Source organism: Kribbella sp. NPDC048837 (assembly GCF_055586945.1).
In genome coordinates this window covers 26,754-40,466 of record NZ_JBVJHF010000011.1, presented here as the reverse complement: position 1 = coordinate 40,466, position 13,713 = coordinate 26,754, and the positions used below count along the sequence as shown (strand labels likewise).

General features: G+C 70.4%; 15 protein-coding genes. 11 read left to right on the top strand and 4 right to left on the bottom strand.

Going from position 1 to position 13,713, the window contains the following annotated elements; genetic code table 11:
* Positions 1-44 precede the first annotated feature (44 nt).
* The 3 genes from ACZ6O0_RS39210 to ACZ6O0_RS39200 are packed head-to-tail and all read left to right on the top strand — an operon-like array spanning position 45 to position 2,597.
* Entirely contained in the window at positions 45-1,796 is a 1,752-nt protein-coding gene (locus tag ACZ6O0_RS39210; RefSeq protein WP_465770148.1) for a histidinol-phosphatase, read from the top strand.
* Positions 1,797-1,805: 9 nt separating this feature from the next.
* Complete coding sequence (locus ACZ6O0_RS39205; RefSeq protein ID WP_465770147.1) at positions 1,806-2,378, top strand: hypothetical protein; 573 nt, start codon at positions 1,806-1,808, stop codon at positions 2,376-2,378.
* A 21-nt stretch (positions 2,379-2,399) separates the two neighbouring features.
* On the top strand, positions 2,400-2,597 hold the full coding sequence (locus ACZ6O0_RS39200) for a DUF5808 domain-containing protein (RefSeq protein WP_465770146.1): 198 nt from the start codon (positions 2,400-2,402) through the stop codon (positions 2,595-2,597).
* Here the strand turns inward: ACZ6O0_RS39200 and ACZ6O0_RS39195 are convergent.
* Positions 2,580-4,817, bottom strand: coding sequence for a HelD family protein (locus ACZ6O0_RS39195; protein WP_465770145.1), 2,238 nt, complete (start codon positions 4,815-4,817; stop codon positions 2,580-2,582). The two genes, ACZ6O0_RS39200 and ACZ6O0_RS39195, sit on opposite strands and share 18 nt — an antisense overlap.
* Positions 4,818-4,971: 154 nt before the next feature.
* Here ACZ6O0_RS39195 and ACZ6O0_RS39190 point away from each other — a divergent pair, with 154 nt between their 5' ends.
* Genes ACZ6O0_RS39190 through ACZ6O0_RS39180 form a run of 3 tightly spaced genes read left to right on the top strand, consistent with a single transcriptional unit; the run spans position 4,972 to position 7,701 of the window.
* A complete protein-coding gene (locus tag ACZ6O0_RS39190) occupies positions 4,972-6,078 on the top strand; it encodes a M4 family metallopeptidase (protein ID WP_465770144.1) in 1,107 nt (368 codons plus the stop codon).
* A 45-nt stretch (positions 6,079-6,123) separates the two neighbouring features.
* Positions 6,124-6,651 carry an NADPH-dependent FMN reductase gene (locus ACZ6O0_RS39185; protein ID WP_465770143.1) on the top strand — a complete coding sequence of 176 codons (528 nt, stop codon included), beginning with the start codon at positions 6,124-6,126 and terminating at the stop codon, positions 6,649-6,651.
* Positions 6,652-6,681: 30 nt separating this feature from the next.
* Positions 6,682-7,701 (top strand): LLM class flavin-dependent oxidoreductase, encoded by a 1,020-nt coding sequence (locus tag ACZ6O0_RS39180; protein WP_465770142.1) that lies wholly within the window; start codon positions 6,682-6,684, stop codon positions 7,699-7,701.
* Here ACZ6O0_RS39180 and ACZ6O0_RS39175 read toward each other — a convergent pair.
* The gene (locus tag ACZ6O0_RS39175; protein ID WP_465770141.1) at positions 7,698-8,192 is read right to left on the bottom strand and encodes an Lrp/AsnC family transcriptional regulator; all 495 of its coding nucleotides are present in this window, start codon (positions 8,190-8,192) and stop codon (positions 7,698-7,700) included. The two genes, ACZ6O0_RS39180 and ACZ6O0_RS39175, sit on opposite strands and share 4 nt — an antisense overlap.
* A 136-nt stretch (positions 8,193-8,328) precedes the next feature.
* Between ACZ6O0_RS39175 and ACZ6O0_RS39170 the strand changes: the two genes are divergently transcribed.
* Positions 8,329-9,489: a trans-sulfuration enzyme family protein gene (locus ACZ6O0_RS39170; RefSeq protein WP_465770140.1), complete on the top strand. Its 1,161-nt coding sequence runs from the start codon at positions 8,329-8,331 to the stop codon at positions 9,487-9,489.
* Positions 9,490-9,520: 31 nt separating this feature from the next.
* On the opposite strand, the gene ACZ6O0_RS39165 is transcribed toward ACZ6O0_RS39170, so the two are convergent.
* Complete coding sequence (locus tag ACZ6O0_RS39165; protein ID WP_465770139.1) at positions 9,521-10,093, bottom strand: ClpP family protease; 573 nt, start codon at positions 10,091-10,093, stop codon at positions 9,521-9,523.
* Between the two features lie 127 nt (positions 10,094-10,220).
* Between ACZ6O0_RS39165 and ACZ6O0_RS39160 the strand changes: the two genes are divergently transcribed.
* Genes ACZ6O0_RS39160 through ACZ6O0_RS39145 form a run of 4 tightly spaced genes read left to right on the top strand, consistent with a single transcriptional unit; the run spans position 10,221 to position 12,755 of the window.
* Positions 10,221-10,577 (top strand): helix-turn-helix domain-containing protein, encoded by a 357-nt coding sequence (locus ACZ6O0_RS39160; RefSeq protein ID WP_465770138.1) that lies wholly within the window; start codon positions 10,221-10,223, stop codon positions 10,575-10,577.
* Positions 10,578-10,580: 3 nt separating this feature from the next.
* The gene (locus ACZ6O0_RS39155; RefSeq protein WP_465770137.1) at positions 10,581-11,567 is read left to right on the top strand and encodes a pyridoxal-phosphate dependent enzyme; all 987 of its coding nucleotides are present in this window, start codon (positions 10,581-10,583) and stop codon (positions 11,565-11,567) included.
* A gap of 40 nt (positions 11,568-11,607) precedes the next feature.
* Positions 11,608-12,366, top strand: a complete 759-nt coding sequence (locus ACZ6O0_RS39150; RefSeq protein WP_465770136.1) for a phosphotransferase family protein — start codon at positions 11,608-11,610, stop codon at positions 12,364-12,366.
* Positions 12,363-12,755, top strand: coding sequence for a GNAT family N-acetyltransferase (locus tag ACZ6O0_RS39145; protein ID WP_465770135.1), 393 nt, complete (start codon positions 12,363-12,365; stop codon positions 12,753-12,755). The genes ACZ6O0_RS39150 and ACZ6O0_RS39145 overlap by 4 nt, the downstream gene beginning before the upstream one ends.
* Here ACZ6O0_RS39145 and ACZ6O0_RS39140 read toward each other — a convergent pair.
* A complete protein-coding gene (locus ACZ6O0_RS39140) occupies positions 12,742-13,617 on the bottom strand; it encodes a hypothetical protein (protein WP_465770134.1) in 876 nt (291 codons plus the stop codon). The two genes, ACZ6O0_RS39145 and ACZ6O0_RS39140, sit on opposite strands and share 14 nt — an antisense overlap.
* Between the last annotated feature and the right edge of the window lie 96 nt (positions 13,618-13,713).

The window sequence follows — 13,713 nt, the reverse complement described above, 5'->3', positions numbered from 1 at the left end:
GGTGATGATCGCGGCGGATTTCCGCCGGCCAGGAGGACGTACACATGGGGCACTCGCACGGGCATGGTCATGGACACGGTCACGGGCATGGACACGGTCACGAGCATGGGGACGACCACCACCATCATCCGAACGCGGAGCTGGACGCGTCGACGCTGGCGGCGTTGGACGAGTCGGTGCCGGACAGTGAGCTGTCGCCGGCCGAGGTGAGCCGGCGGGGGTTGCTGCGGTCGGCGGGCATTCTCGGGGGTACGGCGGCGCTCGCGGTGAGTGGCGCGCAGTTCGCGGCCGCGGCCGCGCCGAAGGACGGGTTCGTGTTCAAGCACGGCAACCGTCCGAACGTCTGGCTGGCCGGCGACCACCACATCCACACCCAGCTCAGCTCCGACGGCATGTACCGGGTGATCGACCAGGCCCGGCACGCGGCGGCGTACGGACTGGACTGGCTGGTGATCACCGACCACGGCGGCGCGACGCACGCCCGGATCGGGGTCGACCTGGTCAACCCGCAGATCAAGGCGGCCCGTGCGGAGTTGCGCGACACGCTGATCTTCCAGGGCCTGGAGTGGAACATCCCGGCCGCCGAGCACGGCACCGTCTTCGTCGCCCCGGGCAGCCGGGAGGTCGACGTACTCAAGCAGTTCGAGAACAGCTACGACGGCAGCGTGAACAACGCGGGCTCGAACTCGCCCGCCAACGAGGCGCTCGCGGTGTCCGGCATCCAGTGGCTCGGTCAGCAGGTCGACAAGCGCCGGGTCGCGGACGCACTGTTCCTCGCGAACCACCCGGCCCGCAACGGCATCGACAGCCCGCACGAGATCCGCAACTGGCGCGACGCCGACCCGCGGATCGCGGTCGGGTTCGAGGGTGCGCCCGGGCATCAGGCCGGCGGCCTGCCGAAGGGGATCGGCGCGGCCGGCCCGCGCGGCCTCTACGGCAACGCACCGAACCCGAACTCCTTCCCCGGCTACCCGGCCGAGAGCTACCGCACCTGGGGCGGCTTCGACTGGATGACGGCGACCGTCGGCGGCCTGTGGGACAGCCTGCTCGCCGAGGGCAAGCCGTGGTGGATCAGCGCCAACTCCGACTCGCACGTGAACTGGAACGAGACTTCCCGCCGCCCTGACGGCTCCAGCCAGGAGCAGTTCGACCGCGACGGCCGCTACATGGATCCGGTCTACGGCAACGCGGTCAACGCGACCGCAAGCGACTTCTGGCCGGGCTTCTACAGCCGCACGCACGTCGGCGCCGACCGGCGCGACTACCTGTCGGTGATGGAGGGCCTGCGCAACGGCCGCGTCTGGGTCGACCACGGCGCGCTGGTCAAGGGCGTCGAGGTCGAGGTCCGCGAGGTCGGCCAGCGGTACGGCGAACCGCTCGGTGGCGCGCTGATCGTGCGGAAGGGCCGGCCGGTCGAACTCGTCGTACGGATCACCACGCAGACCGTCCCGAACTGGGCGAACTTCGTGCCGACGCTGAACCGGGTCGACGTGATCCGCGGCTCGGTGACCGGTCCGGTCAGCGACCGCGACACGTTCACCACGCCGAACACCAAGGTCGTCAAGCAGTGGGACACCTCGGGCAAGCGCGGCACCTTCGAGCTGGTGTACCCGCTGGGCAAGGCCGAGGAAGCGCAGTACGTGCGCGTCCGCGGCAGCGACGGGCACCGTAGCCAGCCCGGGTACCTCGGTGCGGCCGTCGACCCGGCCGGACCGCAGCTCGACGTGGTCGGCGACGCGGACCCGTGGGTCGACCTGTGGTTCTACACCAACCCGATCTGGGTGCTGCCGAAGTAAGGACGTGACGTGATCATCGCGATCGACGCGGACAGCCAGGACACGGCCGCGGCCGACCACCTGCTGTACGACCTGCTCGACGCCGTGGACCAGCCGGTCGTCGCCTGCACCCACATGGTGTCAGGCGCCGACCGCCCGCACGTGGCGGTGTCGCTCACCAGCACCGCCGACCTGGCCGAACCGATCCGCTCGGCGGTCGCCGGCCGGGACGTCGGTCTGGCGATCACCCGGCCCGGTGCCTCCGAGCCGGAGCTGGCCGGCCCGAGCCGGCTCGTTCGCGGCGCGTACGTCGCCGCCGTCGAAGCGGCCCTGGGTACGTCGGGACGCGTGGTCCGCTGGCCCGGTCACGAGCTGGGCCACGGCGTACTGCCCGCCGCCGAGCTCCGCACCCGCTGCGGGATCGACCACCTGGAAGGTGTCGGCGGTGTGCCGGTCGAGGACGACACCTTGATCGACACGCTCGACTTCCTCCGCCCGCTCCGCCGCGACGGCCGCCTGGTCCTCCAGGTCCAGCCCGCCGCCGGCGACGTACTCATCCCGTTCGAGCTCCAGCACCAGCAGAAGTGCTGCGCCGACCACTGAGCAGCGAGCTACTGTCGAAACATGGGCAGTAGGACCGGAAAGTTCCTCGGCGTCCCGTACGACTGGCGGCGCCCGACCTTGGACCGGACGAGGTCACGCTGGTGGAATCCCGACGACCCGCGGCTGTTCACGCCGAAGGTCCTCGGCTGGGGCTTCGACATCAACTTCGCCCGCCTGTTCGGCCGGCGCCCGCACGACGACTCAGCCCCAGGCAGCTGAATCCCGCAGGACGTCGGGCAACTCGCCGATGACGCCCAGGCGCTGAGTGCAGCGGGTCAGTGCGACGTACAGGTCCCGCAGGCCGCGGGGTGACTCGATCACGATGCCGTCGGGGTCGACGACCAGGACGGAGTCGAACTCGAGGCCCTTCGCCTCGCGGGCACTCAGCACCGTGACGCCGGTGAGGTTGGCGACCGCCTCCTGCACGAGCTCGAGCCGGCTGCGGGACGTGATGATCCCGACCTGTCCGTACTGCGTCTCCTCCGCGGCGATCTTGTCGACGTACAGCGCCTGCTCGGCCGCGGGAACGTCCGCGTGCCAGGGCTTCACGCCGGTCGACCGCACGGATCGCGGCGCCCGCGCCGACGGGTCGACCTCGCGCAGGACGTCGCTTGCGAGATCCATCACCTCGGCCGGGGTGCGGTAGTTCAGGGTGAGCTCGGCCAGCCGCCAGCGATCGCCGAACGTCTCGCCGAGCGCGGCGGACCAGCTCGTCCCGCCACCGATCGCGCCGGTCTGCGCGACATCGCCGACCACGGTCATCGAACGCAGCGGACACCGGCGCGCGATCGCCCGCCACGCCATCGGGGTCAGCTCCTGCGCCTCGTCCACGATCACGTGCCCGTAGGTCCAGCGCCGATCGGCCGCGGCCCGGTCCGCCAGCGTGCGGTCGTCGTCCGCCTCGTACCGCTCGGCCAGCGCCTCGGCGTCGAGGATGTCCTTCGCGGTCAGGATCTCCGCGTCGTCGTCATCGTCGAAGTCGGTCGAGCCCGACCCGGACAACACGTCCAGCGCACCCTGCGCATAGGCGACCGCCCGGGCCCGGGCCGCCCGTTCGCGCGCCGCCTCGGTGCCGTCGTCGCCGAGCAACTCGGCCGCTTCGTCGAGCAGCGGTACGTCGGACGGGCTCCAGTCGTCGCCGTACCTCAGGAGGTGCTCGCGCTCGAGTGCGCTCAGCTGCGGCGCGGCGAGCGCCAGCCGGTCCTCGTCGCCGTACAGGTCCTCGAGGAGTTTCCGCGGGCTGAGCAGCGGCCAGAGCTGGTCGAGGAGCGCCTGCACGGCGGGCTCCGCGAGGACCTCTTTGCGCAGCTCGGCCAGGTCGTACTCGTCGAGGATCATCTCGCCGTCGAGCGGGTCGATGCCGATCAGCTCGGCGTACTGGTTCGTCAGGTGGTCGACCATCTCGGTCAGGAAGAACGGTCGGGCCTGGTTGTGCGTGAGGTTCCGGTTGCGGGCCCTGGTCCGCACCGCGTCGCACACCGACGGGTCGAGGGTGAGCTCGGTCCGGTCGACGGTGACGTGGATCGGGCGGTCCGGCAGCCACTGCCGGTCGGCGACCGCCTTCGCGACCACCTCGGCCATCACCGTGCGGCCCTTGACCTCGGCGCTCTCCGGCGTCTCCGGTCGGGTCGCCGTCAGGCCCGGGTACAGCTCGGCGATCGTGACCAGGCGGACACCGTCCTCGCCGAGGGACGGCAGCACCTGGCCGATGAACCGCAGGAACGCCGCATTCGGCCCGACGACGAGAATTCCGCGCTTTTCCAGTTGCTCACGATGCGTGTAAAGCAGAAATGCCGCCCGGTGCAACGCGATCGCGGTCTTTCCGGTGCCCGGGCCGCCCTGGACGACCAGGATTCCGGGCAGTTCGGAGCGGATGATCCGGTCCTGGTCGGCCTGGATCGTCTGGACGATCGACTCCATCCGCCCGGTCCGGCGGGCGTCCAGCGCCTTCAGCAGGACGGCCTCGCCGATCACGCCCGTACCGGGCTTGGACGGGTCCGCTGCGTCCCGCTCCAGGTCGAGCTGCTCGTCCTGGACGTCGACCACCTTCCGCAGCCGGGTCTGGATGTGCCGGCGCCGGACGACGCCGTGGTTCGCCACCGCGGTCGCGATGTAGAACGGCCGCGCGGCGGGCGCACGCCAGTCGACCAGCAAGGGTTCGTAGTCGGCGTCGTGCAATCCGATCCGGCCGAGGTGCAGGATCTCGCCGTCGGCGCTGTCGAGGCGGCCGAAGTACAGGCCCTCCTCGGCGGCGTTCAGCCGGGCCTGGCGCAGCTTCAGATCACGGATCCGCCCGTCCCGCTGGTGCAGGGCCTGGGCGTTGCGGGTCTGGACCAGTTGGGCCTCGCTCGCGCGCTGCTCGGCCCGCTCGCGCTCGGCGTCCAGCGCGGCGTAGAACGTGGTCAGGTGCGCCTGCTCGGCGTGGACCGGATTCGGCAATTCCTACCCCTTGTGTTAAAATGCGGACCGTTGGTTATCAGGCCGCATTTCGGTATTTCTGGTGGCAGCCAACAAATCCTTGAGTTTATCTCCTTCCGCAGCTTTTCTGTACTGCGCTCTGTCCCGGGCCCGGCCCGTGGTGCACCATCGGGGGATGGTGTCCCACTACATCGTCCCGCCGTACCTGCTCGAGCAGCTCGAGCGCACCGTGGACGACCCCAACCTCCGTGCCCGCTACCGGCAGTCGCTGCAGCACGACGCCGTCCTGCGCACACGCCCCGCCGCCGGGCTCGCCCGGTCGACCGAGGCCGGCGGCCTGCAGCGCGAGGTGTACGACGCCGAGCACGAGACGAACCTGCCCGGCACCCCGGCCCGCGCCGAGGGCGAGGATCCGGTCCAGGACGAGTCGGTGAACCAGGCGTACGACGGGACCGGCGCGACCTGGAGGATGTTCAGCGAATGCTTCGGCCGCGACTCGATCGACGGGCAGGGGCTCGTGCTCACGTCGACCGTGCACTACGACCGCGGGTACTCGAACGCGTTCTGGGACGGTGCACAGATGGTCTTCGGTGATGGGGACGGCGAGATCTTCGCCGGCTTCACGGGGTCGGTCGACGTCACCGGGCACGAGCTCACCCACGGCGTCACGCAGTACACCGCGAACCTCGCGTACGAAGGCCAGTCGGGCGCGCTGAACGAGAGCATCTCCGACGTCTTCGGCTCCCTCGCCAAACAGCACCATCTCGGCCAGAGCACCGAGGAGGCCGACTGGCTGATCGGCGAGGGCCTGTTCATGCCCAGCGTCCAGGGCGTCGCGCTCCGCTCGATGAAGGCCCCGGGCACGGCGTACGACGACCCGCGGCTCGGCCGGGACCCGCAGCCCGACCACATGTCCGGCTACATCGAGACCGAGAACGACAACGGCGGCGTCCACCTCAACTCCGGCATCCCCAACCGCGCCTTCTACCTGACCGCCGCGGCCATCGGCGGCAACGCGTATGACGACGCCGGCAAGATCTGGTACACCACGCTCACGTCCGGCACCCTCTCCGAGAACAGCACCTTCGAGGACTTCGCCAGGGCGACCCAGGCCAGCGCGGAACAGCTGTACGGCGAGGACTCCGACCAACTCGCCGCCGTCACGCGGGCCTGGCAGACCGTCGGCGTCCTCCCCACCGACCAGCCTGACCTGATGAGCGCCGCGCAGACCGAGCTACAACCCAGCAGGCCACCGTCCCCACCGCCGGCGCCCGAGGAATGAGCGGTGGTTGACCTCAAGTGTTGTTGAGGTACTAGCGTCGCTCGGGTGACTGTTCATCCGCTGCGGCTGGCGCTGCTGACGCGCAACCTGGATGCCGGGCGGTTCGGGACGCTGGTCACGCAGTGGTTCGCCCGGCAGGTCGAGCGCAGTGACGAGTTCAAGCTCGACCTGGTGGATCTGAGTGTGGTCGGGCTCGTGGAGCTGCCGCGGCGGATCGAGGACGCGGACGCGGTGGTGATCGTCACGGCCGAGTACAACCACGCGTATCCGGGGGACCTGAAGACCGCGATCGACGCCGTACGACGGCCTTGGTACGGCAAGCCGGTCGCGTTCGTCGTCTACGGCGGCCGGTCGGGCGGGCTGCGCGCGGCCGAGCAGCTCCGGCTGGTCTTCGGCGAACTGCACGCGGTCACGATCCGCGACACGCTCGGTTTCCACGAGACGGACCTCACTCCGGCCGGTGAGCCGGTCGATCCCACGACGCCGGGTGCCGCCGCCGCACTGCTCCGGCAGCTCGCGTGGTGGGCCCGCCCGTTGCGTGATGCTCGGGCGCAAACGCCGTACCCGGAATAGCCACACCCCGGTCACGGTTGGTGGTTCATCGTGAGTGCCGAACCGATGCCGCTGTCCGTGCTCGACCTTTCGCCGGTGCCGACGGGTTCTCGCCCGTCCCAGGCGCTGCACGAGACCCTTGAACTGGCCCGCACCGCGGAGGCCGCCGGCTACCACCGGTACTGGCTGGCCGAGCATCACAACATCCCCAGCGTGGTCAGCACGAGCCCCGAGGTGATGATCGCGGCGGTCGCCGCCGCCACCTCGACCATCCGGGTCGGCTCCGGCGGCATCATGCTGCCGAACCACTCACCGCTCAAGGTCGCCGAGACGTTCCGCGTCCTGGCCGGTCTGTACCCGGACCGCATCGACCTCGGAATCGGCCGCGCGCCCGGCACGGACCAGCGCACCGCGCTCGCCCTGCGCCGCAGCCGGGAGGCGCTCGGCGCCGACGACTTCACCGAGCAGTACGCCGAGCTCCGCGCGTACGCCGAGGGTTTCCCGGCCGGGCACCCGTTCGAGCCGATCTCGGCCCAGCCGGACGACGTTCCGCTGCCGCCGGTCTGGATCCTCGGTTCCAGCACGTACGGCGGTCAGGCGGCGGCCATCCTCGGGACCGGCTTCGCGTACGCCGGCCACTTCGGGACCCTCGATCCGGCCGGGGTGATCTCGGAGTACCGGACGAACTTCCAGCGGTTCGAGCACGAGTCGGAGCCGCACGCGATCCTCGCGCTGGCCGCGATCGTCGCGGAGACCGAAGAGCGGGCACAGCAACTCGCCCGCGCCAACGCCCTCTCGATGCTCCGCCTCCGCTCCGGCCGGCCGGGTCCGCTCCCGTCCCCGGAGGAAGCCGAGGCCTACCCGTGGTCGGACGCCGAGCTGGCCGCCGTCGAGGAATGGGCCGGACTGGTCTCCGTCGGCACCCCTGACCAGGTGGTCGCCGACCTGAGCCGCCGAGCCACCTCGGCCGGCGCCGACGAACTCATCATCACCACGAACATCCACGACCCGGCCGAACGCCGTCACTCGTTCGAGCTCCTCGCTGCCGCCTGGGGCCTGAAGCCCCGCTAGCCCGCACCCCGGACGTGCTCGAAGATCAGGCTCGTCTCGGCATGCACCACCGCTGGATCGGCGGTCAGATGATCCAGCACGAACTCACGCAGCGCGTCCGGTGAGGCCGCTGACACGTGCAGCAGGTAGTCGTTTGCGCCGCTGACATGGAAGAGCGACAGCACTCCCGGTAGCGCCGGGACCTTGCGCCGGAACCGGTCGATCTCGTCGCGGGAGTGCGCACCGATCCGGATCGCGACCAGCGCCTGCAGTGGCTGCCCGAGCGCGCCCAGGTCCACGTCGGCGTGGAACCCGCGGATGACGCCGCGCTCGCGCAGCGAACGCACCCGCGTCAGGCAGGTCGACGGCGCGATGCCGGTCGCCTCGGCGAGGGCGTTGTTCGGCATCCGGCCGTCGGCAGCCAGCAGCCGGACCAGCTCCCGATCCACCTCGTCGAGCCCGCCGGGCAGCGGCCGCGGGGCCGGTCCGGGGCTCCGACGATCCTTCGGCATGGCACCACTGTAGAGCGCGTCCACAGAATCCACAGCGTGTGGATAGGCCTGTGGATGAACTTTCTTCGGAACTCTTGCGGTAGATCCGCAGAAGATTCCATCCTCCTCTCGATCCCAGCTGTGGAGGAGGCCCCGGATGACCCAGCTCGACACCCGGTCGGTGCACGCCGGCCGCGATGACCTGACCGCTCTCGGCGTCCACGTCCCGCCGATCGACCTGTCCACGACCTACCCGCTGCCCTCGGTGGACACCGGCGGAGCGTCGTACGACGCGCTCGCGGAGGGCCGCGGCCCGGACGGCGGCAGCCTCGTCTACCAGCGGTTGTGGAACCCCACCGTCGCGCGCTTCGAGGACGCGCTGGCCGAGCTCGAGCACACCGACGGCGCGGTCGCGTTCGGCTCTGGCATGGCCGCCCTCACCGCCTGCCTGCTCGCTGCCGTCGCGGGCGGCCGCCCCCACGTGGTCGCCGTACGGCCGCTCTACGGCGGGACGGACCACTTGTTATCCACAGGTCTGCTGGGGACGACGGTCACCTGGGCCGACGTGACGGACGTCGCCTCGGCGGTCCGCGCCGACACCGGGCTGGTGATCGTGGAGACGCCGGCCAACCCGAGCGTGGAGCTTGTGGATATCTCCGCGGTGGTCCGCCAGGCGGGCGACGTCCCCGTGCTCGTGGACAACACCTTCGCGACGCCGGTCCTGCAGCAGCCGGCCCGGCACGGGGCGAGCCTGGTGTTGCACTCGGCAACCAAGTACCTCGGCGGTCATGGCGACGTGATGGGTGGCGTCGTCGCGGCCGGCGTGGAGTGGGTCGGCCGGCTCCGGCAGATCCGCGCGGTGACAGGTGGTCTGCTGCACCCGTTGGCGGCGTACGAACTGCACAGGGGACTGCAGACGCTGCCGGTTCGGGTGCGGGCGCAGCAGGCCACCGCCATCAAGGTCGCCGACTGGCTCTCCGCCCAGCCGGTCGTCGAGCGGGTGCACTACCCCGGCCTGTCCGACGCCCAGGGCCTCATCGGCCGCCAGCAAGCCGGCCCAGGCGCAGTCCTGGCCTTCACCGTGACCGGGGGCTACACCGCAGCCGCCCGAGTCGCCGGATCCCTCCACCTGATCACCCACGCCGTGTCACTGGGCGGCGTAGACACCCTGCTCCAGCACCCTGCCGCCCTGACCCACCGCCTGGTCACGGCGGAGGCGAAGCCCGCCGCAGGTCTACTCCGCTTGAGTCTGGGGCTGGAAGACCCCGAAGACCTCACAGCCGACCTGGCCCAAGCCCTCGCCTCAGCCCAGGCCTGACCCGGCCTTCCCTCCCTACTCTCGCCGGCCGTCAGGCCGGCACTGGAGTCGGTCGGGTGAGGACTCGGTCGATGATGCCGTAGTCGCGGGCGGCTTCGGGTGTGAACCAGCGGTCCCGGTCGAAGTCGGTGGTGATGCGGTCGAGCGACTGCCCGGTGCGGTCGGCGATCAGATGCGCCAGGTCCTCCCGCGCCTTGATCGCCTGCTCGGCCTGCACCTTGATGTCACTCGCCGTACCACCCATGCCACCGGTCGGCTGGTGCATCATGATCCGCGCGTGCGGCAGCGCGTACCGCTTCCCCGGCGCACCGCAGGTCAGCAGCACCTGCCCCATCGACGCGACCATCCCCATCGCGTACGTCGCCACGTCGTTGCTGATGAAGCTCATCGTGTCGTAGATCGCCAGCCCGGCCGACACCGAGCCGCCGGGGGAGTTGATGTAGAGCGAGATGTCCGCCTTCGGGTCCTCGGCGTTCAGCAGGATCAGCTGCGCGCACAGCGCGTTGGCGTTCTCGTCCTTGATCTCGTCGCCGAGGACGAGGATGCGCTGCCAGAGCAGGCGCTCGTAGATGTGCCGGTCCAGGTTGTTCGGTAGCTCGCTCATGCTCCCCAGCCTGCGGTCGAGCGTCCGGAAACGGTCAGGAATCTGCCCGTGGCAGATCTGCCCGCCGCAGACCTGGCCGGGATGGCACACTCGATACAGGACATCCGGAGGCGAGGAGGGCCACGACGTGTTGCTACGCCAGGTGATCGGGAACGTCTTCCGCCGGTTGCGGCGCGAGCGGGGGATCACCCTGCGCGAGCTCGCCGAGCTGGCCCAGGTGTCGGTGCCCTACCTGTCCGAGATCGAGCGCGGCCGCAAGGAGCCGTCTTCGGAGATCCTCGCCGCGATCTGCCGCGCGCTGGACCTCGAGCTGACCGACCTGCTGGCCGAGGTGCAGTTCGACCTGGCCACCGCGGTCCGCGCCACGCTGCCGATCCATCTCCAGACCGCCGCGATCCGGGTCGAGCAGTCGGCGCCCCCGCGCATCACCTCGTCCCCGCGCGCGTACTCCGCTTCCGCCCAGGCGTTCGCCCTGGTCGCTTAGTTGGTGCGCTGGTACGACAACCCGGCCGCACGTGCCTGGCGTACGGCGCCGGCACCGGCCGAGGTCCTGGCGTTCCACCAGAGCCTCCCCGGTTACCGCCCGACCCCGCTGACCGCGGTCCCGTCGCTGGCGGCCGAGTTCGGCGTCGGCCAGGTCCTGGTGAAGGACGAGTCGCACCGGCTCGGCCTGCCCGCGTTCAAGGCGCTCGGCGCGTGGTGGGCGATCCACCGCGCGGTCCAGGACCACCCGGGTCCGGTGGAGCTCGTCACCGCGACCGACGGCAACCACGGTCGTGCTGTCGCACGCCGGGCCGCGATGCTCGGTCTGCCGTCGCACGTGTTCGTCCCCGATGTGGTGAGTGAGGCGGCGATCGACGCGATCCTCTCCGAGGGCGCCACGGTGACCGTCGTACCCGACACGTACGACGCCGCGGTCGCCGAGGCAGCGTCGTACGCGGCAGATCGTCGTTTGTTGATCCAGGACTCGGCGTGGCCCGGGTACGAGGTAGTGCCGCAGCACATCGTCGACGGGTACTCGACGCTCTTCCGGGAGATCGACGTACCGCCCGATCTGGTCGTCGTACCGATGGGAGTGGGGTCGATCGCCCAGGCCGCCGTCACGCACTACCGCAGTGGTTCGGTGGCGTCTGCCCTGCTCGGTGTCGAGCCCGCGACCGCCTCCTGTGTCACCACCAGCCTTCTGGCCGGTGAGCTGGTGACTGTGCCGACTGGCAAGACGGTGATGGCCGGACTGAACTGCGGTACGCCATCAACGCTCGCCTGGCCCGTTCTGCGCTCAGGACTCGACTACGCGGTCACCGTCTCGGACGAGGAGGCTTTGCAGGCCGCGGACGATCTCAAGGCCGGCGGCATTTCTTCGGGCCCGAGTGGTGCCGCCACACTCGCCGGCCTCCGCGCGGCCCGGGACCGCTTGGACCTCCGCGCGGACAGCACAGTCATCCTCATCAGCACCGAGGGCGCGCTCGGATAAACCACCTGCTCGCGGTGCCGAGTACGCCTAGCCTGACCGTGTGCACCACATCAGACGGCGTCCACCGGCGGTGCCCGGATCGATCCCCGCCGTACTGAAGATGTTCGAGTCCGAGGTCCGTTTCTATCGGGAGATCGCGCCGGTCGTCGAAGTGCGGGTGCCTGCCTGCTACGAGGCCGAGGAGACCGCCGAGGGAACGGTGCTGGTGCTCGAGGACTTGTCGGCGTGGCGGCCCGGAGCCGAGCCGGCCGCGGGAGCAGCCGCCCTCCGGTCTCTCCACGATCGATGGTCCGGCCGCGCGCCGGCGCAATGGCCGTGGCTGCGGCCAACCGGTGCCGCTGTGGACCTCGTGGCCCGGTTGTACGACGAGACCTGGCCGCGGGTGGCCGCACGCGGGGACCTCTTGCCATCGGTGCGAGCGCTTGGTGAGCGTTTGGTCGGCCAGGTCGAGGTCGTTGAAGGTCAGCTGGCCGGAGCCGGGGAACTCACCCTGGCGCACGGCGATGCGTCCGGACAGAATCTGCGGACCGGTCCCGACGGCGAGATCGCCTTCCTGGACTGGGAAGACGTGTCGGCCGCGCCGGGTGCGGTGGATCTGGCCTGGTTCCTGGTGTCGACGGTCGAGCCCGAGCGATGGGACGAACCCCTGGAGGCCTACGGGCCGTGTCCGGGCCTGGTCGACGCCATGCCGTCGACCGCGGTCCAGGGTTTCCTCAGCCTGGCGGACTGGCCCGAGGGCTCCCGCGAGTCTGCCGCCTGGAACGCCCGCCTGGAAGCGGCCGCGGCGGTGCTGGTGTGAAGTACGTGGTGCGATTCCCGGTGGACGATCGGGAGTTGTCGGCGTTGCATGCGCTCGCGTTCGGGAGTGAGCTCGAGGTCCAGGCGTGGGCGGCGCGGCTGGAGCGGTGGGCGCTGACCTGGGTAGGGGCCTTCAGCAACGATCAGCTGGTCGGGTTCGTACAGGTGTGCTGGGACGGCGGCGCGCATGCGTTCGTCCTGGACACCGCCGTCCATCCCGATCACGGCCGGCAGGGGATCGGGAGACAGCTGGTGCTCGCCGCTGCCGAGGAGGCGAAGGCCGCCGGATGTGAGTGGCTGCATGTCGACTACGAGCCGCATCTGAAGGCCTTCTACGAGGACGCGTGCGGCTTCCGGCCGACGGACGCCGGGCTGCTCAAACTCCGATAGCCGTCAGGCGCTCGGTCGAGATGCACGAGGTCAGGCAGCGTTCCTTCTGGTCGCCGAGGAGATCCGCGGTCCAGGTGGTGAAGCCGCCGTCGCCGAGGTCGGCTCCGTCGCGGCCGATGCCGAGCGCCGTACCCGAGTAGTAGTTCGCGCTCTTCGTCCGGTCGGCATCCTCGACCAGCTCGACCTTCAACGCCGGGCGCACGGTGTCGTCGATCCGCTCCCGCACCGCCGACGCCGTGAACATGGTGAAGCTGAGGTCGGCCCCGTCACCCAGTACGTCGTGCCAGAAGCGCAGGTGGTCGATGAGCAGCTCCGCCTCGGTCCGCCCGGAGCCGGTGTCCCGCGCACTCGACACCAGGACGAACAGCTCGAAGTGCGCGAACATCCCCGGCCCGTCGACCGCCTGCGCGCGGACCACCCGCTGGCACGCGGCCAGGTCGACCCGGGTCTGTCCGGCACGACGCCGTACGGCGGCCTCGATCGCGAGCTCGTTGGTGGGGTCGCTGGCGACCTCGGTCCCGCGGATCGTGCTGACGACCTGGTGCTGGTTGATGGTCGCCATCGCGGACGACGTACCGAGCGGTGTCACCGGAGACAGCTCGACGCCCGCGAACTTCGCGGGCAGGCGCTCCCACAAGTGGTTCTGGGTCTTCACCAGCCTGCGCGGATCGGTGGTCGACGGCCGGACGAACCGGTCCTGCTGCCACCGCCGCAGCAACCGGGCCGGCGTCACCTTGGCAGCGCGCTCGCGACTCACGTCCAGCAGCACCGACTGCAGCTCGGACTGGCTCAACCCGTCGACCAGGGCGGCCCGGCTGCCCTCCGGCAGCTTCGCCCAGAACCGTTCGCTGACGTCTCCCATCGCCCCACTGTGCCGGAACCCGGGCGGAAACCGCTCCCCAATTAGCTCTGTACCTACTAGTATGTTCAGCACTCGACCGAGAGGGGACGCCGTGTA

Excerpts from the sequence above, each read along its gene's own strand:
- ACZ6O0_RS39175 (WP_465770141.1), bottom strand. The coding sequence starts at position 8,192 with ATGCCGAAGGATCGTCGGAGCCCCGGACCGGCCCCGCGGCCGCTGCCC.
- ACZ6O0_RS39165 (WP_465770139.1), bottom strand. The coding sequence starts at position 10,093 with ATGAGCGAGCTACCGAACAACCTGGACCGGCACATCTACGAGCGCCTG.
- ACZ6O0_RS39190 (WP_465770144.1), top strand. The coding sequence starts at position 4,972 with ATGGTGTCCCACTACATCGTCCCGCCGTACCTGCTCGAGCAGCTCGAG.
- ACZ6O0_RS39210 (WP_465770148.1), top strand. The coding sequence starts at position 45 with ATGGGGCACTCGCACGGGCATGGTCATGGACACGGTCACGGGCATGGA.
- ACZ6O0_RS39170 (WP_465770140.1), top strand. The coding sequence starts at position 8,329 with ATGACCCAGCTCGACACCCGGTCGGTGCACGCCGGCCGCGATGACCTG.
- ACZ6O0_RS39200 (WP_465770146.1), top strand. The coding sequence starts at position 2,400 with ATGGGCAGTAGGACCGGAAAGTTCCTCGGCGTCCCGTACGACTGGCGG.
- ACZ6O0_RS39140 (WP_465770134.1), bottom strand. The coding sequence starts at position 13,617 with ATGGGAGACGTCAGCGAACGGTTCTGGGCGAAGCTGCCGGAGGGCAGC.